Origin of the sequence: Streptomyces viridiviolaceus (genome assembly GCF_014650995.1) — a bacterium.
In the GTDB taxonomy this organism is placed as follows: Bacteria; Actinomycetota; Actinomycetes; order Streptomycetales; family Streptomycetaceae; genus Streptomyces; species Streptomyces viridiviolaceus.
This window is the reverse complement of record NZ_BMWA01000007.1, coordinates 283,287-308,632: the sequence shown is the minus strand read 5'-3', so window position 1 is coordinate 308,632 and position 25,346 is coordinate 283,287. Positions and strand designations below refer to the sequence as shown.

22 protein-coding genes and 1 pseudogene are annotated in these 25,346 nt (G+C 74.9%); 13 read left to right on the top strand and 10 right to left on the bottom strand.

What is annotated here, in order from left to right; translation table 11 throughout:
• Window positions 1-17 precede the first annotated feature (17 nt).
• Window positions 18-1,319: an FAD-dependent oxidoreductase gene (locus IE260_RS12305; RefSeq protein ID WP_189870899.1), complete on the top strand. Its 1,302-nt coding sequence runs from the start codon at window positions 18-20 to the stop codon at window positions 1,317-1,319.
• A gap of 133 nt (window positions 1,320-1,452) precedes the next feature.
• On the opposite strand, the gene IE260_RS12300 is transcribed toward IE260_RS12305, so the two are convergent.
• Complete coding sequence (locus tag IE260_RS12300) at window positions 1,453-3,417, bottom strand: AfsR/SARP family transcriptional regulator (protein WP_189870897.1); 1,965 nt, start codon at window positions 3,415-3,417, stop codon at window positions 1,453-1,455.
• A gap of 119 nt (window positions 3,418-3,536) precedes the next feature.
• Here IE260_RS12300 and IE260_RS12295 point away from each other — a divergent pair, with 119 nt between their 5' ends.
• Window positions 3,537-4,415 (top strand): alpha/beta fold hydrolase, encoded by an 879-nt coding sequence (locus tag IE260_RS12295; RefSeq protein WP_189870895.1) that lies wholly within the window; start codon window positions 3,537-3,539, stop codon window positions 4,413-4,415.
• A gap of 20 nt (window positions 4,416-4,435) precedes the next feature.
• On the opposite strand, the gene IE260_RS12290 is transcribed toward IE260_RS12295, so the two are convergent.
• Both IE260_RS12290 and IE260_RS12285 read right to left on the bottom strand, forming a co-directional pair.
• Window positions 4,436-5,557, bottom strand: a complete 1,122-nt coding sequence (locus IE260_RS12290) for a hypothetical protein (protein WP_189870893.1) — start codon at window positions 5,555-5,557, stop codon at window positions 4,436-4,438.
• A 92-nt stretch (window positions 5,558-5,649) separates the two neighbouring features.
• Window positions 5,650-6,078 (bottom strand): VOC family protein, encoded by a 429-nt coding sequence (locus IE260_RS12285; protein WP_189870892.1) that lies wholly within the window; start codon window positions 6,076-6,078, stop codon window positions 5,650-5,652.
• 162 nt (window positions 6,079-6,240) lie between these two features.
• Here IE260_RS12285 and IE260_RS12280 point away from each other — a divergent pair, with 162 nt between their 5' ends.
• Entirely contained in the window at window positions 6,241-6,879 is a 639-nt protein-coding gene (locus tag IE260_RS12280; protein ID WP_189870890.1) for a LysE family translocator, read from the top strand.
• Window positions 6,880-6,947: 68 nt separating this feature from the next.
• Here IE260_RS12280 and IE260_RS12275 read toward each other — a convergent pair whose 3' ends face one another.
• The gene (locus IE260_RS12275; protein ID WP_189870888.1) at window positions 6,948-7,373 is read right to left on the bottom strand and encodes a PPOX class F420-dependent oxidoreductase; all 426 of its coding nucleotides are present in this window, start codon (window positions 7,371-7,373) and stop codon (window positions 6,948-6,950) included.
• Window positions 7,374-7,425: 52 nt separating this feature from the next.
• On the bottom strand, window positions 7,426-8,316 hold the full coding sequence (locus IE260_RS12270) for an NAD(P)-dependent oxidoreductase (protein WP_189870886.1): 891 nt from the start codon (window positions 8,314-8,316) through the stop codon (window positions 7,426-7,428).
• A gap of 41 nt (window positions 8,317-8,357) precedes the next feature.
• Between IE260_RS12270 and IE260_RS12265 the strand changes: the two are divergent.
• The 3 genes and pseudogenes from IE260_RS12265 to IE260_RS12255 form a co-directional block, all read left to right on the top strand.
• Window positions 8,358-9,177 (top strand): annotated as a pseudogene (locus IE260_RS12265) (LysR family transcriptional regulator); the annotation flags it as partial.
• Between the two features lie 82 nt (window positions 9,178-9,259).
• The gene (locus IE260_RS12260; protein ID WP_189870884.1) at window positions 9,260-10,714 is read left to right on the top strand and encodes an amidase; all 1,455 of its coding nucleotides are present in this window, start codon (window positions 9,260-9,262) and stop codon (window positions 10,712-10,714) included.
• A 668-nt stretch (window positions 10,715-11,382) separates the two neighbouring features.
• Window positions 11,383-11,829 (top strand): type II toxin-antitoxin system PemK/MazF family toxin, encoded by a 447-nt coding sequence (locus IE260_RS12255; protein WP_189870882.1) that lies wholly within the window; start codon window positions 11,383-11,385, stop codon window positions 11,827-11,829.
• Here the strand turns inward: IE260_RS12255 and IE260_RS12250 are convergent.
• Window positions 11,814-12,638 (bottom strand): TIGR02452 family protein, encoded by an 825-nt coding sequence (locus IE260_RS12250; protein WP_189870880.1) that lies wholly within the window; start codon window positions 12,636-12,638, stop codon window positions 11,814-11,816. The genes IE260_RS12255 and IE260_RS12250 overlap by 16 nt on opposite strands.
• A 288-nt stretch (window positions 12,639-12,926) precedes the next feature.
• Between IE260_RS12250 and egtA the strand changes: the two genes are divergently transcribed.
• Genes egtA through egtD form a run of 4 tightly spaced genes read left to right on the top strand, consistent with a single transcriptional unit; the run spans window position 12,927 to window position 17,312 of the window.
• Complete coding sequence (egtA, locus tag IE260_RS12245) at window positions 12,927-14,228, top strand: ergothioneine biosynthesis glutamate--cysteine ligase EgtA (protein ID WP_189870878.1); 1,302 nt, start codon at window positions 12,927-12,929, stop codon at window positions 14,226-14,228.
• Window positions 14,225-15,553, top strand: coding sequence for an ergothioneine biosynthesis protein EgtB (gene egtB, locus IE260_RS12240; RefSeq protein ID WP_189870876.1), 1,329 nt, complete (start codon window positions 14,225-14,227; stop codon window positions 15,551-15,553). The genes egtA and egtB overlap by 4 nt, the downstream gene beginning before the upstream one ends.
• The gene (gene egtC, locus IE260_RS12235; protein WP_189870874.1) at window positions 15,553-16,347 is read left to right on the top strand and encodes an ergothioneine biosynthesis protein EgtC; all 795 of its coding nucleotides are present in this window, start codon (window positions 15,553-15,555) and stop codon (window positions 16,345-16,347) included. The genes egtB and egtC overlap by 1 nt, the downstream gene beginning before the upstream one ends.
• Window positions 16,344-17,312 (top strand): L-histidine N(alpha)-methyltransferase, encoded by a 969-nt coding sequence (egtD, locus tag IE260_RS12230; protein WP_189870871.1) that lies wholly within the window; start codon window positions 16,344-16,346, stop codon window positions 17,310-17,312. The genes egtC and egtD overlap by 4 nt, the downstream gene beginning before the upstream one ends.
• A gap of 18 nt (window positions 17,313-17,330) precedes the next feature.
• Here the strand turns inward: egtD and IE260_RS12225 are convergent, their stop codons facing one another.
• Window positions 17,331-18,593, bottom strand: a complete 1,263-nt coding sequence (locus IE260_RS12225; RefSeq protein ID WP_189870869.1) for an extracellular solute-binding protein — start codon at window positions 18,591-18,593, stop codon at window positions 17,331-17,333.
• A gap of 247 nt (window positions 18,594-18,840) precedes the next feature.
• Here IE260_RS12225 and IE260_RS12220 point away from each other — a divergent pair, with 247 nt between their 5' ends.
• Window positions 18,841-19,056, top strand: a complete 216-nt coding sequence (locus IE260_RS12220) for a dodecin (protein ID WP_189870867.1) — start codon at window positions 18,841-18,843, stop codon at window positions 19,054-19,056.
• Between the two features lie 46 nt (window positions 19,057-19,102).
• Here IE260_RS12220 and IE260_RS12215 read toward each other — a convergent pair whose 3' ends face one another.
• Window positions 19,103-19,594, bottom strand: coding sequence for a phosphatase domain-containing protein (locus IE260_RS12215; protein ID WP_189870865.1), 492 nt, complete (start codon window positions 19,592-19,594; stop codon window positions 19,103-19,105).
• A gap of 77 nt (window positions 19,595-19,671) precedes the next feature.
• Here IE260_RS12215 and IE260_RS12210 point away from each other — a divergent pair, with 77 nt between their 5' ends.
• Together IE260_RS12210 and IE260_RS12205 are read left to right on the top strand one after the other, a co-directional pair.
• Window positions 19,672-20,709 (top strand): LLM class flavin-dependent oxidoreductase, encoded by a 1,038-nt coding sequence (locus tag IE260_RS12210; protein ID WP_189870863.1) that lies wholly within the window; start codon window positions 19,672-19,674, stop codon window positions 20,707-20,709.
• A 133-nt stretch (window positions 20,710-20,842) separates the two neighbouring features.
• Window positions 20,843-23,188 (top strand): ATP-binding cassette domain-containing protein, encoded by a 2,346-nt coding sequence (locus IE260_RS12205; RefSeq protein WP_189870861.1) that lies wholly within the window; start codon window positions 20,843-20,845, stop codon window positions 23,186-23,188.
• Window positions 23,189-23,531: 343 nt separating this feature from the next.
• Here the strand turns inward: IE260_RS12205 and IE260_RS12200 are convergent, their stop codons facing one another.
• Window positions 23,532-24,410 carry a lysophospholipid acyltransferase family protein gene (locus IE260_RS12200; protein WP_189870859.1) on the bottom strand — a complete coding sequence of 293 codons (879 nt, stop codon included), beginning with the start codon at window positions 24,408-24,410 and terminating at the stop codon, window positions 23,532-23,534.
• The gene (locus IE260_RS12195) at window positions 24,407-25,180 is read right to left on the bottom strand and encodes a GNAT family N-acetyltransferase (RefSeq protein ID WP_189870857.1); all 774 of its coding nucleotides are present in this window, start codon (window positions 25,178-25,180) and stop codon (window positions 24,407-24,409) included. Before IE260_RS12195 ends, IE260_RS12200 begins: the two co-directional genes overlap by 4 nt.
• Window positions 25,181-25,346: the final 166 nt, after the last annotated feature.

The window sequence follows — 25,346 nt, the reverse complement described above, 5'->3', positions numbered from 1 at the left end:
GACTCGAGGAAGAGACGATGAAACCTGCACAACCCTCCACCTCGCACAACCCCGACGTGATCGTCGTCGGAGGCGGCATCGGTGGCCTCAGCACCGCGTTCGCCCTGTCCCGGGTGGGGCTGCGGGTACGCGTTCTGGAGCGGGCCAAGGAGTTCGGCGAGGTCGGCGCCGGCATCCAGATCGCGCCCAACTGCACCCGCATCCTCGACGAGTACGGCCTGCTGGACGAGGCGAAGAGCCTGGGCGTGCTGCCGGAGAACATGGTGATGCGCGACGCGCTCGACGCCCGGGAGCTGACCCGGCTCGACCTGCGGGACCTGGAGAGGCACTACGGCTTCCCGTACATGGTCATCCACCGCAGCGACCTGCACGGCATCTTCCTGCGTGCCTGCCGCGCCGCCGGGGTCGAGCTGCTGACCGACCGCACGGTGGTCGCCTACGAGCACGGCGACGGCGGCGCCCGGATCCTGCTGCAGGACGGCGGCGCCGAGGAGGCGCCGCTCGTGATCGCCGCCGACGGGCTGCACTCGGTGGCGCGCAGGCAGCTGGTCGGCGACGACGTGGTCAGCTCCGACTACGTCGCCTACCGGGCGGCGGTTCCGATCGACCAGGTGCGGGACAACGGCATCGCGGAGAAGGACGTCACCGTCTACGTCGGCCCGCGCTGCCACTTCGTCCAGTACGCGCTGCGCGGCGGCGACATGTTCAACCAGGTCGCCGTGTTCGAGTCGCCGAAGGCGCTGGCCGGGAAGGAGGACTGGGGCACGCCGGACGAGCTGGACGCGGCCTTCGCCGCCACCTGCGACACCGTGCGCAAGGGCATCCCGCTGATGTGGCGCGACCGGTGGTGGCAGATGCTCGACCGCGACCCGATCGAGACGTGGGTGCACGGCCGGATCGCCCTGCTCGGCGACGCCGCCCACCCGCCGCTGCAGTACATGGCGCAGGGCGCGATCATGGCGATCGAGGACGGCTGGGTACTGGCCCGGCACGCCGCCCGGCACACCACCGACGACGGCGTCGACTGGGACGCCGCCCTGGCGGCGTACGAGGCGGTCCGCGTCGAGCACTGCCGCAGGGTGCAGACCACGGCCCGCGCCTGGGGCGAGCTGTGGCACCTCGACGGTGAGCAGCGGCTCCGGCGCAACACGGTCATGCGGGAGCTGGACCCGTACGGCTACGCCTTCACGGACTGGGTGTACGGGCCGACCGCACTGAGCCCGGACGAGGAGCCGGCGATGTTCACCCCGATCCCGCTGGCCTCGGCCCGGATCGGGGAGCCGGACGCCGCGGCCGCCCTGGTGCCGGGCGGGCAGTGAGCGTGGCGTGTCCGTACGCGGCGGCCCGCACGCCGTCCGGGCACCCGCCGGCCGCTTCGGACGGCACGCCGTCCGGCACCTGACGAAGGTGCCGCGCGACGCCTCCAGGTACATCTCCCGAACCGCCCCGTGGTCACCGGGCCCGGTCGAGGGCGGCGAGCCAGCCGTCGACCGGCCCGAACGTCACCAGCCCGCTGCCCGCGCCCGCGATCTCGCCGGACGCGGGCAGCAGGCGTTCGTACGCCCGCCGCATCGCCGCCCGGTCGCCGACGGCGAGGGCGAACGCGGCCTCGGCGCAGCACAGGGCCTCGTACAGCAGGTCGGGCGGCGGTTCCGGCAGGGTCCGCAGGGCCGGCCCGGCCTCGGCGGCACGGCCCTCGGCCGGCAGGGCGAACAGCTCGGCCCAGGGGCGGTAGGGCCCCCAGTCGTCCCGCGGATCGACCTCCGGCGGCCGGTCGTGGGCCAGGCGCAGGCCGAGCAGGGCGAGGGGGAGCAGTCCGCGCGCCAGGCCCGGCATGCCGGTGCCGTCGAGGGTCGCGGCGGCGGACCGGTAGGCGGCCTCCGCCCGGTCGTACGAGAAGTCGGTGGCGGCCCCGCGCAGGGCCCGGTACCAGGTGGTGAAGACGGCGACCAGCGGCCGCTCGTGCCGCTCGGCCAGCCGGTCCACGGCGGCGGCGTGCTCGTCGGCGGTCGCGAAGTCGCCGCGCGCCGCGCATGCCTGGACGCGGATCAGGTGGCCGAGCACCTCATGGGTGGCCAAGCCGTGGCGGCGGGCGAGCGCGACGAGCTCGGCGCCGATCGCGTCGCGGCGCGGGGCCAGCCCGGCGCGGGTGCAGGACTGCATGAAGGTGCCGTTGAGGGCGAACGCCAGCAGCGCGGGGTCGTCCAGGCGGCGCGCGATCCGCTCCGCCCCGGCCGCGGCTTCGGGGCCGCGCGGGGAACGCAGGCCGCGGGACTCCACGGCTATGGTGGCCAGCAGCCGGCAGCGCGCCGGAGCGCCGGCGGCGTCGTCCGGCAGGGCGGCGAGGGTGCGTTCGGCCGCCGCGACGATCCGCCGGGCCGCCTCGGGGTCGTCGCTGCGGGTCCAGACGGCGGGGACGTCGTAGGCGCCGATCACCCGGGCCGTCAGTTCGGCGTCGCCGGTCTCCTCCGCCGCGACCACCGCCGCCGTACGGTGCTCCCGGGCCGCCTCCAGGCCACCGCCGCCGGTGACCGCGAGGTTGCGCAGCAGGCCGACCGTCGACTCGAGACGGGCGCGGGAACCGGCGGCGACCGTCCGGTCGTACGCCTCGGTGGCCCGGGTCCACAGGCGGGCCGCCGCGTCCGCGGGTTCGGCGGGCGGGTCGAGGGACGGGTCCTGGGCGAGCACGTCCGCCTCCAGACGGCGCAGGCGCGGGCCGGGGTCGACGCCGAGTTCCCCGGCGAGCAGGGCGCGGGCCCGGCGCAGTACCGCGAGCGCGTCCGCCTGGCGTCCCGTCCGGTACAGGGCGAGGGCGAGCAGCCGCCACGCCTCCTCGCGCCAGGGGTGGTCGGCGAGGTGCGCGTCCAGGTCGGGGACGGCGTCGGCCGCGCGGCCCAGGTCCACGAGCAGTTCCGCCCGCCGTTCGACCACGCGCAGCCGCAGTTCGGTGAGCCGGGAGCGCTCGCCGCGCGCCCACTTCTCGCCGCCGAAGTCGGCGTAGGCGGGTCCCCGCCACTCCTCCAGTGCCGCTTCGAGACGGGCGGGCGCCCGGTCGGCGGGGAGCCGGCCGGCCTCGGCGACGGCCGTCTCGAACCGCCACGCGTCCACCGCGTCCGGCGCGGCGCGCAGCGCGTACCCGGGCCCCTCGGTGACCAGCAGCCGAGCCGGGGCGCGGCGCGGGCGGTCGGGCTCCAGGGCGCGGCGCAGATCGGCGACGAAGGTGCGGACCGTGCCCACGGCGCGGGCGGGCGGTACGTCCCACAGGTCCTCCACCAGCCGGGCCACCGGGACGACCCGCCGCCGGGCCAGGACCAGCCGGCCCAGCAGCGCCCGGTGCCGGGGTCCCCTCAGGTCGACCGGGTCGCCGCCGCGCCCGGCCGTGACGGGCCCGAGCACCCCGAAGGTGACCGCTTCCATGTGTCCTTCCGCCCTGTCCGGCTCGTGGTCGTCACCACGGTACGCGCGCTGATCGGATGCTGATTCGCCCGCGGCAGGCTCGAAGACGTTCGCGACCTGCTGAAAGGAACAGATCAGTCATGACACCGACCATTCCCGGCTTCGCCCGCGACCGGGTGACCGTCGCCGACGGCGTCGCCCTCGACGTGGCCGTCGGCGGCTCGGGCAGTCCCGTCGTCCTGCTGCACGGCTTCCCCCAGACGCACCTGATGTGGCGGCACGTCGCCGCCGACCTCGCCGACGGGCACACGGTCATCTGCCCCGACCTGCGGGGCTACGGCGACAGCGACAAGCCCGCCGATCCGGACGGCACCGCCTACGCCAAGCGGACCATGGCCGCCGACGTGGTGGCCCTGGCGCGGGCGCTGGGGCACGAGCGGTTCGCGCTGGCCGGACACGACCGGGGTGCCCTGGTCGCCGTCCGGGCCGGGCTCGACCATCCGGACGCGGTGACGCACCTGGCCGCGCTGGACGTGCTGCCGACGCTGGACATGTGGGACGTCCTGCACGGCACCTCGGCGGCCGTGGGCTTCCACCTGTACCTCATGGCCCAGCCGCCGGGGCTGCCGGAGCGGTTGATCGGGGGTGCGCCGGACGCGTTCTTCGGGCACTTCCTCGACGTGTGGACCCGCGACCCGGCCGCGCTGCCCGCCGACGTACGGGCCGCCTACCTGAAGGCGTCGCGCGAGGCGGTGCCGTCGATCGTCGCCGACTACCGGGCCTCGGCCGGCATCGACGTCGTCCACGACCGGGCGGACCGGGAGAGCGGCAACCGGCTGCGGATGCCGGTGACCGTGCTCCAGCAGGACTGGGGAGCGGCCCTCGGCTACGACGCGGCCGCGCTGTGGCGGGCCTGGGCGCCGGATCTGCGTCATGTCACGGTCGGCTGCGGGCACTTCATGGCGGAGGAGGCCCCGGACGAGGTCGCCGGGGCGCTGCGCGACCTGCTGGCCCGGTAGGCCCGTGGGCGGCGGCGCGCTCAGCGCAGCACGGGGAACTCCCGGCGTGCCCGCGCGAACAGGGCCGGGTAGTCGGTGCCGTGGGTGACCGCCGCGGCGAAGAGGGCGTCGAGCGCGGCGCGCAGCGGGTCCGGTCCGGCCGCGGCGAGCAGGGCGGGCATGGCCATGGCCTGTTGCAGAAGGTTGTCGTGGTGCCCGTCGAGGGAGCCGACCACGGTGTGGGTGATGCGGTCGTCGGCGAAGAAGCGGTCCCAGGTCCGCCGGGGGTCGCCGAACGGTGCCGGCAGGCTCTCCCCGCGGTCCAGCGCCGCCAGGGCGGGCGCGATCCAGTCGACGTCGGTCAGACCCGCCGCGTCGAAGGCCCGCCGGGCGGCCCAGCGGGCGATGTTCCGCTGGGCCGCCGGGTCCGCCGCGTCGACGGCGTCGAGCAGGTCGCGGTCCAGCGGTACGAGTCCCCTTGCGTTGCCGCCGACCTCGCGCAGGCGCCGGCTCGGCAGCCGTCCGCCCCAGGCCAGGGTCTCCGCGCGCTCCCGCGCGGCCTGCGCGGCACGCTCGGCGGCCCGCCGCTCGGCGCGCCGGCGGCGCCCGGCCGCGGCCCGCTCCGCGGGCGTGGGAGGCGGCGGCAGGCTGCGGGCGTGCCGGTGCCAGTACGCGGCGATCCGGGAGGTCTGCCGGACCACCAGGTCGGGGGCGGGCGGGGCCGGCCAGAACTGCAGCAGGTAGTGGTCGACGGGGTCCGGGCCCTCCAGGACGGCGGGTTCCTCGTCCCGGCCACGGTCCATTCCGCGTCCGCAGTAGCGCACCCGGTGGTCGGTCGTGGGCAGGTCCAGTGTGCACAGCGCGCCGTCTCCCCAGGGCAGGACGACGGTCGAGGGGGAAGCAGGCCGGAAGGATGCCTCCACCACGTCCTCCCAGCCGTCGTCGAGCGGGGGCGCCGCCCGGTGCACCTCGACGGTCAGGCCGACCCGGCCGGTGTGCAGGCCCGTCGTCAGGAAGAGGTGGCCGGGGACGGCCGCGCCGCACAGACCGTTGGTCTGCCCGGCGCGGACGTCCCACCAGGCCGGGTCACACCCGTCGCTGCGACTGTCCACGTAGAACTGCCCGTAGCTCACCGCCAGTTCACCGCTGTACACCGTCCGCACGGCCGCCCCCTCCTCGCCCCTGGGCCCCTGGCGCCACCCAGTATGGGCAGGGGCACTGACAACGGCGGTTCCGCGCGGTGCGCCTCATGGCCTCAGTGGGCCCCGGGGACCTCCTCGGTCACACCGTTCAGCGGTGAGGACGGGTCGCTGCCGTAAGGGCGGGTGAACGCCTCCAGGCCGTGGCCGGACGGATCGGTGAAGTACACGCCTCGTCCCCCGTCGTTGCGGTTGATCCGGCGCGGGTGCCGCCCGTGCGGGTCGGCCTGGATGGGGATCCGGGCCTCGACGAGCCGGGCGAGGACGCCGTCGAAGTCGTCCTCGGAGACGAGGAACGCGTAGTGCTGCACGGGAATGTCGATGTCGACGGTGGCGAAATCCAGGGTGACGCCGTTGGCGGTCGTCACGGGCAGGAACATCCCGGCCGGCTCGCCGACCTCCAGCCCCAGGATCCCGGCGAGGAAGCGAGCGGACTCCTCCCGGTCACGGGAGAGAACGATGGTGTGGTTGAACTCGACTGACACGGGTCAATGCCTCCACGGGCATCTCCGCGGCGCCTCCATGCCTCACCCGGTCGGTGACCGGCACGCGATGCCGCGCCGTGGATGGTAGGCGCGCCCCCCGGTGCGTGTCGATCGTTTTTCCGCCCCCTGTCCGCCGTGCCCGTCCCGTGCTTGCATGGCGCCATGGTGTCCACCGACCGTCTGCTCGCCTTCGCGGCGCTGTCGTTCCTGCTGATCGTGATTCCCGGCCCGAGCGTGCTGTTCGTGGTCGGCCGGGCGCTGGCGCAGGGGCGCCGCGCCGCGCTCACCACGGTCGTGGGGAACACGCTCGGCGCGTACGTCCTCGTCGTCGCCGTGGCCCTGGGGGTCGGGTCGGTCGTGGAACGCTCGGTCCTCGTCTTCACCGTGCTGAAACTGGCGGGGGCCGCCTATCTGGTGTACCTCGGGATCAGGGCGTGGCGTGAACGCCGCTGCCTGCGAGCCGCGTTCGCCGGAGCCACGGAGGGGCACGGCGGTCGGCGCACCTTCTGGGAGGGGTTCGCGGTCGGGGTGACCAACCCCAAGACCATCGTCTTCTTCGCCGCCGTGCTGCCGCAGTTCGTCGACCGGGAGCAGGGCGGTGTCGCCGTGCAGATGTTGCTGCTCGGTCTGGTCTTCAACGTCATCGCGGTGGCCTGCGACAGCGTGTGGGGGCTGGTCGCGGCCACGGCGCGCGACTGGTTCGCGAGTTCCCCGCGGCGGCTGTCCGCGGTCGGCGGTGCGGGCGGCCTGGCCATGATCGGCCTCGGCGTCACGGTGGCCACGACGGGGCGCAAGGACTAGCGGCGCCCGCGCCGGGCCCGGCACCGGGCCGGTGCCGTGCCTCTCCCGCCGCTCGCTCGGGAAGTTCCTCAGGTGGACGCCTGGTCGCTGTCCTTCAGCGCGCCCCAGCCGTGCCAGCGCTCCACCTCGATCCAGGCACTGACCCGGGCCCGGACCCGGTCCGGGTAGGGCTTGCCCGCGTAGTGCGTGGAGAGGCGGTCGATGTCGGCCAGGCCCTCGTCGTCGCGGGTCTTTACGACCCGGCCGATGAGGGTCACGTGCGTGTACCAGTCGTCGCCGTCGAGGACGGTGAGGGTGACGCGCGGGTCGCGGCGCAGGTGCCTGAGGCGGACGCGGCCCTCGTCGAGGCTGATCAGGACCCGTCCGTCGTCCTCCCACAGGTACCAGGTGGGCGTGGACACGGGTGCCCCGTCCGAGCGGAGGGTGGCCATGACACAGGGGTTGGGGCGGCGCAGCAGGCCGACGGCCTCGGTCGGCAGCGGCGGCTTGGACATGCGGACTCCTCTGTTCTCGGTGGGTGCCGAGGCTGGTTCGGCGTTCTGGTTCTCAGTCGGACGGCTGCCCGTCGAAGCTGGCGTAATACGCCGCGGCCATGTCCTCGTCGCCGTGCCCCTGCGCGGCGGCGCGTGCCAGACGCTCCGCGCCCGCGGCGGCGACGTCGAGGCGGACGCCGCCCCGTTCACCGGCCTCGACGATCAGCCGGGCGTCCTTGGCGGCCGTGGTGACCGCGAACTGGGGCGGGGTCAGTCGGCCGTCGCGGATCAGGTCCGCCTTGACCCGCAGGTAGCCCATGTCGAGCGGACCGCCGGCGATGGCGTCGAAGAAGCCGTCCGGGTCCACGCCCAGTGCCTCGGACAGGGCCAGGACCTCACCGACGGCGTTGGTGGCGGCGATGACCCAGCTGTTGGCCACCAGCTTCAACCGGGTGGCGGTGCCGGCCGCGCCGTCCTCGCCGGTCCACACCGTGCGGGAGCCGACGGCGTCGAACACGGGCGTCACCGCGTTGCGCGCGTCCGCCGGACCGGCGGCCAGGACGAGGAGCTGACCTGCCTCGGCGGGCTGGCGGGTGCCGAGCACGGGGGCGTCGAAGAAGACGAGGTCGTGTTCGCGGGCGAAGGCGGCCAGCTCACCGACGGCGTCGATGCCCGCGGTGGTCGACTGCACCCAGGAGGCGCCGGGGCGCAGGCCGGGGGCGGCCTGCCGCATGACGTCGAGGGCGGCCGGGCCGTCGTACAGCATGGTGAGGACGACGTCGGCGCCCCGCACCGCGTCCTGAGGGGTGTCGGCGATGTGCGCGCCGTCGGTGGCGAGCGGCTCGGCCTTGTCCCGGCTGCGGTTCCAGGCGCGGACGGTGTGTCCGGCGCGGGCGAGGTTGCGGGCCATCGCGGCACCCATGATGCCGGTGCCCAGGACGCTCACGGTGAGCTTGTCGGTCATGACGTCAGCTTTCTGCGCTCGTACGGTGGGTGACCGGGGATCAGCCTGCCACCTCGCCGCAGGCTGCGCGGACCCGCGCGCTGGAGCAGCAGACGGGCCGGGCGCTGTTCACCCGGCTGCCGCGGGGCGTGGAGCCGACCCCGCTCGCCCACGAACTGGGCGGCCGAGATCGCCGGCCCGCTGGATGCGCTCGCCGCCCTGGAGGGCCGCGGTGGCGCCCTGGCCGGGCACGTCTCCCCGGTGCATCTGGCCGGCCCCTCGGAGCTGCTGTGCGTCCGGGTGCTGCCGGCGCTCGCCCCGCTCGTCGCGGACGGGGTCCAGCTGCGCGTCGCCCAGGGACTGACCGAGCCCCTGCTGGGGGAGATGCGGGCCGGCCGGCACGATCTGGTCATCGCCACCCGGCGGCCCCGGGGCCGGGCGCTGGCCTCGGTACCGCTGGCCGACGAGGAGTACGCGCTCGTCGCCGCCCCCGCCTGGGCCCGGAAGGTCGCCGAACACCCCGAGGCCGACGATCCCTGCGCCACGCTGCGGGACGTCCCGCTGGTCACCTACGCGGAGGATCTGCCGATCGTGCGCCGCTACTGGCGCACGGTCTTCGGCAAGCAGCTCACCGCGCGCGCCGCGGTCACCGTGCCGAACCTGTACGCCGTGCTGGCGGCGGTCGCCTCGGGCGCCGGTTACAGCGTGCTGCCCCGCTCGCTGTGCGAGGAGCACCTCGGCTCCGGGCGTCTCGTCCTGCTGTGGGAGCCCGAGGAGCCGCCGCTCAACACGCTCTTCCTCACCCAGCGGCCGGGCGCCGAGACCAACCCCGACGTCGTCCGCGTCCGTGACTGTCTCCGCACCGCTGCTCGCGGTTGGTGACTGCCGCTTCCCGTCGCCGGTTCCACCGCCGCCCTCTCGGGGTTACTGTGCGGTAGACATCGCGCTCGACGGAGGTGCCCGCATGTCGTTCGACCGTGTCGCAGGTCTGGCGGAGTCCGCCCGTGCGCTGGCCGCCGGTGAGGTGACGTCCCGGGCGCTGGTGGAGGAGGCCCTGGCACGGATCGAGGCGACGCAGGGGGCGACGGGGTCCTCGCTCAACGCCTTCCGGATCGTGCGGGCCGAGGCCGCGCTCGCCGAGGCCGGGGCCGCGGACCTCGAACTGGCCGCGGGCGTACGGAAGCCGCTGCTCGGGGTGCCCGTGGCGGTGAAGGACGACATGGACGTGGCCGGCGAGCCGACCGCCTTCGGCTGTGCCGGGGAGCACCCGCCGGTCGCCGAGGACGGGGAGGCGGTACGGCGGCTGCGCGCGGCCGGGGCCGTGATCGTCGGCAAGACCAACACCTGCGAGTTCGGGCAGTGGCCGTTCACCGAAGGACCCGCGTTCGGGGCGACGCGCAATCCGTGGAACCCCGAGCACACGCCGGGCGGCTCCTCCGGCGGGTCCGCCGCCGCCGTCGCGGCCGGTCTCGTGCCCGCCGCGCTCGGCTCGGACGGTGCCGGGTCGGTGCGGATCCCGGCCGCCTGGACGCACCTGATCGGCATCAAGCCGCAGCGGGGCCGCATATCCACCTGGCCGCGAGCCGAGTCCTTCAACGGCATCACGGTCAACGGCACCCTGGCCCGGACGGTCGCCGACGCGGCACTGCTGCTGGACGCGGCGGCCGGCAATCACGCGCGGGACCCGCACCGGCCGCCGGCCGTCGAGGCGCTGGCCGCGGCGGGCCGGGACCCGGGCCGGCTGCGCGTGGCGCTCTCCCTGAAGCCGCCGTTCACCGCCCTGCCCGCCCGGCTGTCACCGGAGGTGCGCGCCCGGGTCGTCGAACTCGCCGACCGCGTCGCCACGCTGGGGCACGATGTGGAGGAGGCCGATCCGCCCTACGGGCAGATCGGGCTGGCCTTCGTCCCGCGGGCGGCGGCCGGTGTCGCCGAGCAGGTCCGCGAGGCGCCGTTCCCCCAACTGCTCGACCGGCGTACCCGGGAGGCGGCCCGGCTGGGCCGGCTGCTCGCCGGGGCACCGCTGCGGGCGGCACGCCGGGCCGAGGCCGCGCTGCACCGTCGTATCGGCGCGTTCTTCACGACGTACGACGTGATCCTCGCGCCGACCACCGCCGCTCCCCCGCCGCGCATCGGCGCGATGCTGGAGCTGAGCGGTCTGGCCACCGACCGGGCGATGATCGCCGCCTGTCCCTACGCCTGGCCGTGGAACGTGCTGGGCTGGCCCGGCGTCAACGTCCCGGCCGGCTTCGTGACCGGCGGACTGCCCGTCGGGGCCCAGTTGCTGGGGCCGGCGGGCAGCGAGCCGCTGCTGATCGGGCTGGCCGCCCAGATGGAGGCAGAACTCCGCTGGCACGAGGCGTGGCCGCCGCGCCGGCCGAACACCCCGCACCGCAGCCCCGCCCCGTCCGACGGCGCCTGACCGCGCCGACGACGGACCCGCCGACGCCACAACTCCATGTCCGCCGGCCCCCAGACCAGGAGCGCCGAAAACCGACCCGGTGGCGGGCCCGCTCGAGAAACCCACCACCCCGCGCCCCGCCTCACCAGACCCAGACACGCGGACCTCCTCGACGGGCGCGGCGCAAAAGCCGACGACTGGCCGGACACGCCCCGCCACCCCCAGCCCCCGGCACGGCAGCCCGCCCGGAGGTAGGCCCGGCCGGGAGACCCACCGCGCCGACACGGACGCCACCCCGCGCCCCGCCTCACCAGACCCAGACACGCGGGCCTCCTCGACGAGCACGGCGCAGCAGCGGACAACTGGCCGGACATGCCCGCCAGCCCCGGCACCAGACCGACCCGGTGGTGGGCCCGCTCGAGAGACCCACCACGCCGACACGGACGCCACCCCGCGGGCCGCCTCACCAAGCGCAGACACGCAACCCCGTCGACGAGCGCGGCGCAGCGGCGCACGTCCGGTCGGACGCGACCCGGCAACCCCGGCCCCCGGCACGGAAACCGGTGGCGGTCGGCCCCGTACTCGGCCCGGCGCGCGGGCAGGCCGGGCGGCGGGTGTCCACGTCGGCTCCCGGCCGACGACCCCGATCCGGGCACGGCCGCCTCGGTCGCGTCCCGTACGGTACGGCCGTGACCGCGTTTACCGATGAGAACGCCCCCGGCCGTCACGGCCCCTCCGCCACCGTGGAGGCCGACCCGCGAGACGTGGGCCGGGTGCGCACCGAGTACTCCCCCGCGCACGACGGCGATCCCGACCCGGGCGAGATCGTGTGGACCTGGGTGCCCTACGAGGAGAACGACGGGCGGGGCAAGGACCGCCCGGTGCTCGTCGTCGCCCGTGAGGCGGCCGGCACGCTGCTCGCCGTGCAGTTGTCCAGCAAGCGGCATGACGGGGACCGGGAGTGGGTGCCGATCGGGAGCGGGCCGTGGGACCGGTCGGGGCGCGACTCGTGGGTGGACGTGGACCGGGTGCTGCGGCTGCACGAGGCCGGCATGCGCCGGGAGGCGTGCGCCCTGGACCGGATGCGGTTCAACCTCGTACGGCAACGGCTGCGGGAGCGTTACGGCTGGAGCTGACCCACCTCGAACACCCGCGCGAACGCCGCCCGGACCGTACTGCCCGGCGTACGGTCCAGAATGCCGAACGCCACCTGCTCGAAGGCCGTCGCGAACCGGCCGCCCGGCCCGAGCAGTACCCGGAACGCGCCCGCGACCTGGGCGGGGTCGTTGCGGAACACCCCGCAGCCCCAGGCGCCGAGCACCAGTCGCCGGTAGCCGTGGGCCGCGGCCGTCTCCAGCACCCGCTCGGCGCGCGCGGCGAGCGCGTCGGGCAGTTCGGGGGCGCGGTCCGGAGCCGTGCGCAGCACCACGCCCGCGTTCGGCGCGGCGGCCGTGAGGAAGCCGGCGGTGTACGGCTCCTCCAGCAGACGGCCCCGGTCGTCGCGGAAGACGGGCACGGCGGGCGAGTGGATGACGCGGTCCGTGTAGAACGGGTCGCGGTGGGCTCGGTGGTGGTCGTAGAACTCGCGGGCCCGCAGCAGGCACGTGTACAGGGCGGAGGCCCGGCACAGGGCCTCCTCCTGGGCCTGGGCGCCGTTGAGGTAGCCGCCGCCGGGGTTGCGGGCGGAGGCGAAGTTCAGCACGGCGACCCGGCCGCCGAGTCGGCGGGCGGCCTCCAGGCTGCTCTCGCCCGTGACCTCGAGGACCGTCCGCGCCGGGGCGAACGGCGGCACCTCGACGGGCCCGGGTCCCCGCATCCGGGTGCCCTCGCGTGCGGCCTCGACCGCCGCGGCGATCGACACCTCGCACCCGCCGGGCGTGCGGTAGGCGCCCGCCGTCACGATCTGCTCGGTCTGCTGTGCGATTCCGCGCAGGCGCGCGCTCATGGCGCCACCCCCGTGCGCGCCACGACCGCGCGCCGCGCGGCCTCCCCCGTCGTGCTCATACAGAGATCCTGAGCGATGCTGGTGATGCCGCGCAACGGAGTTTCCCGGTCCCGGAAACGCCCGGGAAAGGCCCCGGGAACCCTTGGGACATGGAGATTGCGGGGCCGGAACGCCCAGGTATGCACCCTTGTGCGGAGCGGCACGAGGGACTTGGGTGGGACGAGTGTGCCGAGCCGGCCCCCCAACGAGCGGGCCGGCGGCATGGTGGAATCTCAGGAGGATCCCGACATGTCCGATTCGGTAAGTGGCTGTACCCGGCCACGCACCGCGGTCACCGAAGCCGAGGTCGAGGCCCTGGTCCGCGGCATCTGCTTCAAGACCGGCCCACCCCGGCGCCTCGGCGTCGAAGTGGAATGGCTCGTCCACGAGCTGCGCTCCCCGCGGCTCCCCGTGACCACCCGACGACTCGACGCGGCCTACGCCGCCCTGCGCACCGTTCCCCTCTCGTCGGCGCTCACCGTCGAGCCCGGCGGTCAGCTGGAACTCAGCTCACCGCCGGCGACCTCGCTGATGGAGTGCGTCGGAACCGTCTCCGCCGACCTCGACGCCGTTCGCGCGGTCCTGCGCGAGCAGGGGCTGACCCTCGTCGGCCTCGGCCACGACCCCTGGCACTCCCCCCGCCGCTTCCTGCGCCAGCCGCGCTACGACGCGATGGAGGCATGCCTCGACCGCACCGGCCCGGCGGGCCGCGCCATGATGTGCACCTCGGCCTCCGTGCAGGTCTGCCTGGACGCCGGGCACGAGGAGCCCGGCCCCCTCGGCCATGTGCGGCGCTGGTGGCTGGCCCACCAAGTCGGCCCGGTGCTGGTGGCCGCCTTCGCCAACTCCCCGCTGGCCGGTGGCCGGCCCACCGGCTGGCTGTCCACCCGCCAGCTGCGTTGGACGCAGATCGGCCCCGGACGCGCGGGTGGCCCCCCGCTGGACAGCGACCCGCGCGGCACCTGGGCGCGGCACGTCCTGGATGCCCAGGTGATGTGCGTGCGGCGCGACGGCGGGCCCTGGGCCGTGCCCGAGGGGCTGACCTTCCGGGAGTGGACCAGGTCGCGGGCGCCGAGGCCGCCGACCTGGGAGGATCTCGACTACCACCTCACCACGCTGTTCCCGCCGGTCAGACCGCGCGGTCACCTGGAGCTGCGCATGATCGACGCGCAGCCCGGTGACGACGGCTGGATCGTGCCGCTCGCCGTGACGGCGGCGCTGTTCGACGACCCGGAGGCCGCCGAGACCGCCTACCGGGCCGTGAAGCCGCTCGCCGAGCGCACCCTCGGCCTTCCCGCCCCGCACAACCCCCTGTGGCGGGACGCCGCCCGGCACGGGCTCGCCGACACCGAGCTGCGCGAGGCGGCCGTCACGTGCTTCACCGCGGCGCTCGACGCCCTGCCCCGGCTCGGCGCCACCGCCGGGGTGACGACCGCCGTCTCGGCGTACCTGGACCGCTACGTCGTCCAGGGCCGCTGCCCCGCCGACGATCTGCTGGACCGGCCGGACGGCGCGAGCCGTGGCCCGCACGGGAGGGACATCCGCCCATGACCGACCCCGCCACCGATCACCTCGTCGACCCCGAGACCCTGCGTGAGCGGGCCCTGACCACGCTCGTCACCGCCCGCGACCGCACCACGCTGCTGACCGACTGCGTGGAGGAACCCGATCTCACCGCCCAGCACTCGCCGCTGATGTCCCCGCTGGTGTGGGACCTGGCGCACATCGGCAACCAGGAGGAGCAGTGGCTGCTGCGGGCCGTCGCCGGGCAGGAGGCGATACGGCCCGAGATCGACAGCCTGTACGACGCCTTCGAGCACCCGCGCTCCGAACGCCCCCGCCTGCCGCTGCTGCCGCCCGACGAGGCCCGCCGGTACGCGGCCGAGGTGCGCGGCCGGGCCCTGGACGTGCTGGAGAACACCGCGCTGCACGGGACGCGGCTGACGGAGGCGGGCTTCGCCTTCGGCATGATCGCCCAGCACGAACAGCAGCACGACGAGACGATGCTCATCACCCATCAGCTGCGCAAGGGCCCCCAGGTCCTGACCGCCCCGGACCCGGACCCCGGACCGCCGTTCACGGGACCGGCGGAGGTCCTGGTGCCCGGCGGCCCGTTCACGATGGGCACCTCCACCGAGCCGTGGGCGCTGGACAACGAGCGGCCCGCGCACCGGCGCGAGGTGGCGCCGTTCTTCATCGACACCACACCGGTGACGAACGCCGCGTACCAGGCGTTCGTCGACGACGGCGGCTACGACGACCGGCGCTGGTGGACGCCGGACGGCTGGGACCACATCCGCCGGCACTCCGTCACCGCCCCGCTGTTCTGGCGCCGGGACGGCCGGCAGTGGCTGCGGCGCCGCTTCGGCGTCACCGAGGTGGTGCCGCCGGACGAGCCGGTGCTGCACGTGTGCTGGTACGAGGCCGACGCCTACGCCCGCTGGGCGGGGCGGCGGCTGCCCACGGAGGCCGAGTGGGAGAAGGCCGCCCGGTACGACCCGGCCGGTGACCGTTCGATGCGCTACCCGTGGGGCGACGCCGACCCGGGCCCGGAGCACGCCAACCTCGGCCAGCGGCATCTGCGGCCGGCGCCCGCGGGCAGCTACCCGGCCGGTGAGTCGCCGCTCGGGGTACGGCAGTTGATCGGCGACGTGTGGGAGTGGACGTCGAGCGACTTCGCGCCGTACCCGGGGTTCGCGGCGTTCCCGTACAAGGAGTACTCGGAGGTGTTCTTCGGCCCCGGGTACAAGGTGCTGCGCGGAGGTTCGTTCGCCGTGGACGCGGTGGCCTGCCGGGGCACGTTCCGCAACTGGGACCTTCCGATCCGGCGGCAGATCTTCTCCGGGTTCCGCACGGCTCGCTCGGAGACCGTCTGATGTGCCGCCACCTCGCCTACGTGGGCCCCGCGGAGCCGCTCGGCCGGCTCCTCGTGGAGCCCCCGCACGGGCTGTACCGCCAGTCCTGGGCGCCCAGGCGGCAGCGGTACGGGACGGTCAACGCCGACGGGTTCGGGGTCGGCTGGTACGCCGAGGGCGACCCGGTGCCGGCGCGGTACCGGCGGGCCGGGCCGATCTGGGCGGACCAGTCCTTCGCCGACCTGGCCCGGGTGGTGTCCAGCGGCGCGCTGCTCGCCGCCGTACGGGACGCGACCCTGGCGGGCGCCGACGCGGAGGCCGCCGCGGCACCGTTCGCCGCCGGGACCTGGCTGTTCAGTCACAACGGTGCCGTGACGGGCTGGCCGGGATCGCTGGCGCCGGCGGCCCGGACGCTGCCGCCCGAGGACGTGCTGTCGCTGGAGGCCCGCAACGACTCGGCGCTCGTGTGGGCGCTGGTCCTGAACCGGCTGCGCGCGGGGGACGAGGCAGGGCAGGCGCTGGCCGACACGGTGCTGGAGGTGGCCGAGGCGGCTCCCGGCTCCCGGCTCAACCTGCTGCTCACCGACGGCGAGACGATCGCCGCCGACGCCTGGGGCGACACCCTGTGGTACCTGGCCCTGCCGGGCGGCGGCACGGCCGTCGCCTCGGAGCCGTACGACGACGACCCGCACTGGCAGGAGGTGCCCGACCGCACCCTGCTCGTGGCGAGCCGCACGGACGTGCTGCTCACCCCGCTGAAGGAACCCGGCGACACCGCCCTCGCACCCGCATCCGCGAAGGAGCCCCGCACGTGAGCCCGTTCCACCTGACCCGCACGCTGCCCGAGGACGCCACGGACGCCGCCCTGCGCGCCGACGTCCTGGCGGGCCTGACCGGCATGCCCAAGACACTGCCGCCGAAGTGGTTCTACGACGCGCGCGGCAGCGAGCTGTTCGAGCGGATCACCGACCTGGACGAGTACTACCCCACACGCGCCGAGCGGGAGATCCTCGTCGGCCGGGCCGGTGAGATCGCCGCCGCGACCGGTGCCCGCACCCTGGTCGAACTGGGCTCCGGTTCGTCGGAGAAGACGCGGTACCTGCTCGACGCCCTGACGGAACTGCGCTGCTACGTGCCGGTCGACGTCAGCGAGAGCGCCCTCACCCAGGCCGGGCGGGCGCTGGTCGCCCAGCGGCCCGGGCTGGACGTGCACGCGCTGATCGCCGACTTCACCGAGGGCCTCACGCTGCCCCGCACGGCCGGCCCCCGGCTGGTGGCGTTCCTCGGCGGCACGGTCGGCAACCTGCTGCCCGCCGAACGCGCCGCGTTCCTGTCCTCCGTCCGCGAACTGCTCTCGCCCGGGGACGCCCTGCTGCTGGGCACGGACCTGGTCAAGGACGAGCGTGTGCTGGTCCGGGCCTACGACGACGCGGCCGGAGTCACGGCCGCCTTCAACAAGAACGTCCTGTCGGTGATCAACCGCGAGCTCGACGCCGACTTCGATCCCGCGGCCTTCGACCACGTGGCCCTGTGGAACGCCGAGCGGGAGTGGATCGAGATGCGGCTGCGCGCCCGCGCGGCGCAGACCGTGAAGGTCCAGGGCCTCGACCTGGCCGTCGACTTCGCGGCGGGCGAGGAACTGCGCACCGAGGTGTCGGCGAAGTTCCGGAAGGACGGAGTCCGCGCCGAGTTGTCCGCGGCCGGCCTGGACCTGACCCACTGGTGGACGGACGGCGAGGGACGCTTCGCGCTGTCGCTGAGCATGGTGCGCCGGGCGTGAGGTGCCGAGGCGTCGGCGTCACCGCGCGTCGAGGTCCAGGAGTTCGGTGATGCGGTCGGAGGCCCGGCGGGCCTCCGACCGCGCGTCCGCGCCGCTGAGCACCCTCGTCATGTACTCCTTGATCGGGTTGTCCGCCTCGACCGCGCCCCACCGCGGCGTACCGGGGGTCGCCCTGCCCTGGGCGGCGCCGGCCGCCATGGCCGCGACGCCCTCCTCGTCCGCGACGGCCTTGGCGAGCGACTTCTTGTTCGGGACGTAGTTCATGGTCCTGGCCAGTTCGGTGTTCCACTCGGCGCCCGTGAGCGCCTCGACCACGGCGAGGGCGCCCTCCCGGTCGTCGGTGTTCTTCGGGACGACGAGGTCGGAGCCGCCGGTGAAGACCGCCCCGGGCTTGTCGGCGCTCTTGCCCGGCACGGGGAAGAAGCCCAGCTTGCCCTTGAGTTCGGGGTTCTGCCGCACGATGGCCTGCGCGAGTCCTGGCACCGCCACGATCTGTGCGACGTCCTCCTGCGCGAACACGCCGGCCTGCGGCGGGTGTTCCTCGTCGGCGTCGACCGGACCGTCGCCCAGGGCCTGCAGCCGGCGGTAGAAGTCCATGCCGCGCAGGGCCGCCTCGGAGTGCAGGGCGCCCGCCCAGACGCCACCGCTCTGCTTGGCCAGGTCCCCGCCCTCGTCCCAGATGAAGCCGGAGAGCGTGTACCAGTCCTGTCCGGCCAGGTAGATGCCCTGGTCGCCGCCCGAGTCGAGCCGCTCGGTGGCGTCGAGCCACTCGTCACGGGTGCGGGGCGGCTCGGTGATGCCCGCCTGTCGGAACAGGTCCTTGCGGTAGATGACCACGCGGTTGGCGGCGTACCAGGGGATGCCGAACTGCTGGGACATCCACTGCCCCGGTTCGGCGAGGCCGGGCAGCCAGTCGCGGATCCCCCAGTCCCGCATGGACTCCAGCGTGAGGTCGAGCAGCCGGCCGCCTTCCGCGTACTGCGGGACCTGCGTGTTGCCCACCTCGATGACGTCGGGCCCGTCCCCGCCGTCGGCCTCCAGCGCGGTCTGCACCTTCTCGCCGATGCCGGTCCACTGCTGGATGCGGATGTCGAGGTCGAGGCCGGGATGGGCGCGCTCGAAGTCCTCGGTGAACCTGCGCAGGAACTCCTGCGAGGCGCTGTCCTTCATCAGCCAGACCGTGAGGGTGCGCCGCTCGGTCCCGCCGTCCTGCGACACCAGACCGCAGCCGCTGAGCAGGGAGGCGGACACACAGACAAGGGCAAGGAGGCGATGTCTCACGAGGGGTCCTTCTGACTCGGACGAGGGGGTGGCGGACAGGTGTCCGGCGCACGCGAAGGAAGACCCGACGTGGGGGGACGAGCGGGGGGCTCGTACGGGTGTCTGGGATTTTGGTATGGACCAATGCGAAGGTCAAGGGCCCGGCCCGGCCGGCACCGCGCTGCCTCGCGCTCCACCGCGACTTGGGGCACGGTGGAGTGACGCGTGACACACGCGGCAACGCCGCGCCGCGGAAGGGAGCACCCGCATGTCGCACCACACCTACCGGGTCACCGAGATCGTCGGCAGCTCGCACGAAGGCGTCGACCAGGCCGTCCGCAACGGCATCGCCCGGGCCTCGCAGACCCTGCGCCACCTGGACTGGTTCGAGGTGACACAGGTGCGCGGCCAGATCGAGGAGGGGCAGATCGCGCACTGGCAGGTCTGTCTGAAGGTCGGCTTCCGCCTGGAGGACACGGAGTGACCCTCCGGCACACGGACCCGGCCACCGGGCCCGCCGCCGCCTGACGTCAGGTCCGGCCCTCCCGCTCCTGCGCGATCCTCAGCTCCGCCGACCGGGCCGCCCACCCCGCGCGGACGACGGTGAACCCCGCCCGTTCGGCGTCCTCGCACACCAGCTCGTCGTCGTCCACCAGGACGCGGATCTCCCGGGTCGTGGCGAGCCGGCGCAGGATCTCCAGCTTGGTGCGCCGGGCGGGCCGGCGGTCGCTGTTCCGCCGCATGTAGACGCGCCCGTCGGGCAGCCCCTGGGCGGCCAGCCAGTCGAGCGTGTCGCGCCGGCAGCGCTCGGGCCGCCCGGTCAGATAGACGATCTCGCACTCGTCGGAGCTGTCGCGCACCAGCGCGATCCCCTCGGGAAGGGGCGGGTCCTGCGGCGCGGCGGCGAAGAAGGCGTCCCAGTCGCGCGGCCGGCGCTCCAGGAACCGCTGCCGGTGCGCGGTGTCGGCGAGCGTGTTGTCCAGGTCGAACACGGCCAGCGGGGGCCTGCTGCTGTCGGTCACCCCCTCACCCTAGAACGACGGCGTCCGCCGCCCGCGGTCTCCGGGAATCCCCGCGGCGCCCCTGCGTTGAACTCCATGTGAGCTCTGTGATCGCGGCGACCCGCTTCTCCGTCCTCGACCGCTCCCGCATCCGCGAGGGCGGCACCGATGCGCAGGCGCTGCGCGACACCGTGCGGCTGGCGCGGGAGGCGGAACGGCTCGGCTACCACCGCTTCTGGGTCGCCGAGCACCACGGTGTGCCCGGGGTGGCCGGCTCGGCGCCGACCGTGCTGGCCGCGGCCGTCGCCGGTGCCACACGGACCATCCGGGTCGGCACGGGAGGCGTGATGCTGCCCAACCACCGGCCCCTGGTCGTGGCCGAGCAGTTCGGTGTGCTGGAGTCGCTCTTCCCCGGGCGGATCGACATGGGGCTCGGCCGCTCGGTGGGATTCACCGACGGCGTACGCCGGGCGCTGGGCCGCGACAAGGAGGACGCCGAGGACTTCGAGGCGCAACTGGCGGAGCTGCTCGGCTGGTTCCGGGGCACCTCCCCCACGGGAGTGCACGCCCGGCCCGCCGAGGGGCTGAGCGTCCCGCCGTTCGTGCTGGCCATGGGCGAGGGCGCGGCCGTCGCCGCCCGCGCGGGTCTGCCGATGGTCGTCGGGGACCTGCGCGACCGGGAGCGGCTGCGGCGCGCCGTCGACCGGTACCGCGCCGGCTTCCGGCCCTCCGCCTGGGCGGCGGAGCCGTACGTCGTCGTCTCCGGCACCGTCGCCGTGGCCGGCACGCCCGAGGCGGCCCGGAGGCTGCTGGTCCCGGAGGCGTGGTCCATGGCGCAGGCACGCACCCGCGGCTCCTTCCCTCCGCTGCCCCCGGCGGAGGACGTCGAGGCCCGGGCGATGACCGTGAAGGAACGCGACCTGTACGAGGCCGGTCTCGCCGGTCACATCGCCGGCACCGAGGAACAGGTCGCCGACGAGCTGGAGTCGCTGCTGAAGGACACCGGTGCGCAGGAGGTCCTCGTGACCACGAGCACCTACGACCGTGACGCCCTGCTCGACTCCTACCGGCGGCTCGCCCACGTCGTCGGTGCCGGCTCGTCCCCCGAACGGGAGACCGCAGGACTCACCCGCTAGGCAGCGCCACGCCTCCCATGCGCGAACGCGCCGTCCTGCGGCCGGCTCCATCGGTGCGCCCCGCTCCTCCGGCGTAGAATCGCGGGGTTTGTCCAGCCTGGCCCCGGCCGCAGACCGTACGGAGTTCCCCGTCATGCACAGCCCCCACGACCCGTACGTCCGGGTCCGCGGCGCCCGTGAGCACAACCTCAGGGGCGTGGACGTCGACATCCCGCGGGACGTGGTCGCGGTGTTCACCGGCGTGTCCGGCTCGGGGAAGTCCTCGCTCGCCTTCGGCACGATCTACGCGGAGGCCCAGCGGCGCTACTTCGAGTCGGTCGCGCCGTACGCCCGGCGGCTGATCCACCAGGTCGGCGCCCCGAAGGTCGGCGAGATCTCCGGCCTGCCGCCGGCGGTGTCGCTCCAGCAGCGCCGCGCGACGCCGACGTCCCGCTCCTCCGTGGGCACCGTCACCAACCTCTCCAACTCCCTGCGGATGCTGTTCTCCCGTGCCGGCGACTACCCGCCGGGCGCCGCACGGCTGGACTCCGACGCGTTCTCGCCCAACACGGCGGCCGGGGCCTGCCCGCAGTGCCACGGGCTCGGACGGGTGCACCGTACGACCGAGGAGTTGCTGGTCCCCGACCCGTCGCTGTCCGTCCGCGACGGCGCGATCGCCGCGTGGCCGGGAGCCTGGCAGGGCAAGAACCTGCGGGACGTCCTGGACGCGCTCGGGTACGACGTGGACCGGCCCTGGCGCGAGCTGCCCGCCGAGCAGCGGGAGTGGATCCTGTTCACGGACGAGCAGCCGGTGGTCACCGTGCACCCGGTGCGGGAGGCCGGCCGCATCCAGCGGCCGTATCAGGGCACGTACATGAGCGCCCGGCGGTACGTGATGAAGACGTTCTCCGATTCCAAGAGCCCGACGCTGCGCGCGAAGGCGGAACGCTTCCTCACCAGCGAGCCCTGCCCCGTGTGCCACGGCAGCCGGCTGCGGCCCGAGGCGCTGGCGGTGACCGTCGGCGGCCGGACCATCGCCGAACTGGCCGCGCTGCCGCTCTCGGAACTCGCCGGATCGCTGCCGACGGGCGACGAGACGGCCCGGGTGCTCTCCGCAGACCTCACCTCCCGCATCGCGCCCGTCGTCGAGCTGGGCCTCGGCTACCTGAGCCTCGACCGGGCGACGCCCACCCTGTCGGCGGGGGAACTGCAGCGGCTGCGGCTGGCGACCCAGCTGCGGTCCGGGCTGTTCGGGGTCGTGTACGTGCTCGACGAACCGTCCGCGGGACTGCACCCGGCGGACACCGAGGCCCTGCTGACGGTGCTGGAGCGGCTGAAGGCCGCGGGCAACTCGGTGTTCGTGGTCGAACACCACCTCGGTGTGGTGCGTGACGCGGACTGGATCGTGGACGTGGGGCCCGGGGCGGGCGAGCACGGCGGGCGGGTGCTGCACAGCGGTCCGGTGGCGGAACTGGCCGGGGTCGAGGAGTCGGCGACGGCCCGCCACCTCTTCGACCGCTCCCCCGCCCCCGCCCGTGTCGTCCGCTCACCCCGCGGCACGCTGACGGTCGGCCCGGTCACCCGGCACAACCTGCGCGGGGTGACCGCCGAGTTCCCGCTCGGCGCCTTCACCGCGGTGACCGGCGTCTCCGGGTCCGGCAAGTCCACGCTCATCGGTGAGATCACCGAGGAACTGCCGGGCGTGGGCCGGCTGGTGTCCGTCGACCAGAAGCCGATCGGGCGCACCCCGCGCTCCAATCTGGCCACCTACACGGGCCTCTTCGACGTCGTACGGAAGGTCTTCGCGGCCACCGACGAGGCTCGGGAGCGCGGGTACGGCGTGGGCCGCTTCTCCTTCAACGTGCCCGGGGGGCGGTGCGAGACCTGCCAGGGCGAGGGCTTCGTCAGCGTCGAGCTGCTGTTCCTGCCCAGCACGTACGCGCCGTGCCCGGACTGCGGCGGGGCCCGCTACAACCCCGAGACGCGGGAAGTGGCGTACCGCGGGCGGGACATCGCCCAGGTGCTGGACCTGACCGTGGAGGACGCGGCGGACTTCTTCGCCGACGTCCCTGCGGCCGCCCGGAGCCTCGGCACGCTGCTCGACGTCGGCCTGGGCTATCTGCGCCTCGGCCAGCCCGCGACGGAGCTGTCGGGTGGGGAGGCGCAGCGCATCAAGCTGGCGAGCGAGCTGCAGCGCGGCCGACGCGGTCACACGCTGTACCTGCTCGACGAACCGACGACCGGTCTGCACCCGGCCGATGTCGAGGTGCTGATGCGGCAGTTGCACGGGCTGGTCGACGCCGGGCACACGGTGGTCGTGGTCGAGCACGACATGACCGTGGTGGCGGGCGCCGACCGGGTGATCGACCTGGGGCCGGGCGGCGGTGACGCGGGCGGACGGATCGTCGCCACGGGTACGCCGGCCCAGGTGGCACGGGCGACGGGCAGCGCCACGGCACCGTATCTGGCGGAGGCCCTCACCGGCGGCTCACCGCACTGAGCGGTGCTTCGGCTGTGCGGTCGCCCAGGACCCCACCGGGTGTGGTCCTCGACGCCCACCATCCGCACCGGCTGTGGCTTGCGGCGCCTCCGCCCCCACACCGGTTGCGGCCCCCGCTCGCCCACCACCCCCACCAGCAACGACCCACAGCACCCACCACCCCCACCGGCAAGGACCCACGGCACCCACCGCCCCCTGCCCGCGCACCGGCCCCGCCGCTCTCCGCCGCGCGGCCCCAGCACACCACCGCGCCCGGTACATCACCAACGGACCGCCTCGTCCCTCCGGGCCAGCCCGGCCGCACCCGCGCCGGCAAGCCCCGGCGCGTTCCGCCCCGGAGCGGTCAGGGTGTCGTCGCCGCCGCGGGTGCGGGTCGGCCCGGTCGGTTCTGTCCGGGCAGCCGGGCCTGCCCGGCGCCGTGCCGCAGCGCGGGGCTCACCGTCTGCGCCGCCTCGGCCAGGGAGCGCCGGTCGGCGTGGCCGCCCGGCGCGATGACCGGGCGCACGTCCAGCTCGGCCGTCAGCCCACGGGCCGAGGCGACCCGCCACAGGGAGGCCAGCAGGGTGTCGTCGCCGACGAACGCGGGCGCCGTGCTCAGCGACCGACCACCGGTCCGGTAGCGGATGCGGACCGGCTGGACCGGCACCCCGGCGTCGAGCGCCGCCTGGAAGACGGCCCGGTGGAAGCGGCCCTGGGCGCGTCCGCACCAGGTGCTGCCCTCGGGGAAGGCCGCGACCGCGGCGCCCTCGCGCAGCACAGCCGCGATGGCGGCCACCGTGTCCGGCAGGGCCCGCAGCCGGTCCCGCTCGATGAACAGGGCGCCCCCGCGCGCGGCCAGGGCGCCCGCCACCGGCCACCGCCGGATGTCGCTCTTCGCCAGCATCCGCGCCGGGCGCACGGCGGCGAGCAGCGGGACGTCCAGCCAGGAGACGTGGTTGGCGACGAGCAGCAGCCCGCCGGTGGGCGCGGCGGCGCCCGTGATGCGGACCCGCACGCCGGCGGCCCGCACGATCCACCGGCACCACCACCGCACCGCACCCGCGGGGATGCTCCCCCGCAAGCGGGGGGACCCCCAGCCGAGCGGCGACAGCGCGATCCCGGCGAGGAGCAGCACGGCGACGGCCGTGAGCCGCAGTACGGCGCGCGGTACGGCCCGCGGGGTCCGCGTCGGCTCCACGCAGGCCCCGGGAGTGCAGGGCGCGGCGGGCAGCCAGACGCTCATCGGGTCGGGAGGAGCGAGAGGAAGTGCCGCAGATAGCGCGGGTCGACCCGGCTCATCGGCAGCAGCACGTACAGGTCGGCGACCCCGAAGTCCACGTCGTGCGCGGGTTCCCCGCAGACCCAGGCCCCGAGGCGGAGGTAGCCGCGCAGCAGGGCCGGCAGTTCGGTGCGGCCGGCCGGCGGTTCGGCGTTCGGGGCCCACGGCAGCAGGGGCCGTACGCGGTACTCCTCGGGCGCCAGGTGCTTGGCCCGCACCCGGTCCCAGGTGGCGGTCGCGAGGGCCCCGCCGTCGGCGAGCGGGATCGAGCAGCAGCCCGCCAGCCACTCGTGACCGCGTTCGGTCATGTAGCGGGCTATGCCGGCCCAGACGAGCCCGATGACGGCGCCGTCGCGGTGGTCGGGGTGCACGCAGGAGCGGCCGACCTCGACCAGCCCGGGCCGGATCCCGTCCAGCGCCGCGAGGTCGAACTCGCCCTCCGCGTAGAGGCGGCCGGCGATCGCCGCGCGCTCCGGCGGCAGCAGCCGGTAGGTGCCGACGACCTGCCCGGTCGTCTCCTCGCGCACGAGCAGGTGGTCGCAGTAGGCGTCGAAGGGGTCGATGTCGTACCCGGGCTGCGGGCTCGACAGCAGGGCACCCATCTCGCCGGCGAAGACGTCGTGCCGCAGTCGCTGCGCGGCACGCACGTCCTCCTCGTCGCGGGCGAGGGTGACGGTGTAGCGGGCGGGTGCGGTCGGCTGCGGGGGACGGTCTGCGGTCAGTACGCCGGTCATGGCACTCTCCTGGTCACGGGCCGGGGCGGCGACGGCGGACCGACGGTGTGCGGTCCGCCGTCCCTGTTCTTCCGCCGCCGGTTGGCCGGCGTGTGACCTGGGCCGGGAGAGCGGATGTGGGCCGGTTGAATGCCAGGGGGCGAAGGCGAGACGGGGCCGGGAGGAG

Excerpts from the sequence above, each read along its gene's own strand:
- IE260_RS12275 (WP_189870888.1), bottom strand. The coding sequence starts at position 7,373 with ATGTCCAAGCCGCCGCTGCCGACCGAGGCCGTCGGCCTGCTGCGCCGC.
- IE260_RS12305 (WP_189870899.1), top strand. The coding sequence starts at position 18 with ATGAAACCTGCACAACCCTCCACCTCGCACAACCCCGACGTGATCGTC.
- IE260_RS12205 (WP_189870861.1), top strand. The coding sequence starts at position 20,843 with ATGCACAGCCCCCACGACCCGTACGTCCGGGTCCGCGGCGCCCGTGAG.
- IE260_RS12280 (WP_189870890.1), top strand. The coding sequence starts at position 6,241 with ATGGTGTCCACCGACCGTCTGCTCGCCTTCGCGGCGCTGTCGTTCCTG.
- egtC (WP_189870874.1), top strand. The coding sequence starts at position 15,553 with ATGTGCCGCCACCTCGCCTACGTGGGCCCCGCGGAGCCGCTCGGCCGG.
- IE260_RS12220 (WP_189870867.1), top strand. The coding sequence starts at position 18,841 with ATGTCGCACCACACCTACCGGGTCACCGAGATCGTCGGCAGCTCGCAC.
- IE260_RS12195 (WP_189870857.1), bottom strand. The coding sequence starts at position 25,180 with ATGACCGGCGTACTGACCGCAGACCGTCCCCCGCAGCCGACCGCACCC.
- egtA (WP_189870878.1), top strand. The coding sequence starts at position 12,927 with ATGTCCGATTCGGTAAGTGGCTGTACCCGGCCACGCACCGCGGTCACC.
- IE260_RS12270 (WP_189870886.1), bottom strand. The coding sequence starts at position 8,316 with ATGACCGACAAGCTCACCGTGAGCGTCCTGGGCACCGGCATCATGGGT.
- IE260_RS12260 (WP_189870884.1), top strand. The coding sequence starts at position 9,260 with ATGTCGTTCGACCGTGTCGCAGGTCTGGCGGAGTCCGCCCGTGCGCTG.
- egtB (WP_189870876.1), top strand. The coding sequence starts at position 14,225 with ATGACCGACCCCGCCACCGATCACCTCGTCGACCCCGAGACCCTGCGT.
- IE260_RS12300 (WP_189870897.1), bottom strand. The coding sequence starts at position 3,417 with ATGGAAGCGGTCACCTTCGGGGTGCTCGGGCCCGTCACGGCCGGGCGC.
- IE260_RS12295 (WP_189870895.1), top strand. The coding sequence starts at position 3,537 with ATGACACCGACCATTCCCGGCTTCGCCCGCGACCGGGTGACCGTCGCC.
- IE260_RS12200 (WP_189870859.1), bottom strand. The coding sequence starts at position 24,410 with ATGAGCGTCTGGCTGCCCGCCGCGCCCTGCACTCCCGGGGCCTGCGTG.
- IE260_RS12250 (WP_189870880.1), bottom strand. The coding sequence starts at position 12,638 with ATGAGCGCGCGCCTGCGCGGAATCGCACAGCAGACCGAGCAGATCGTG.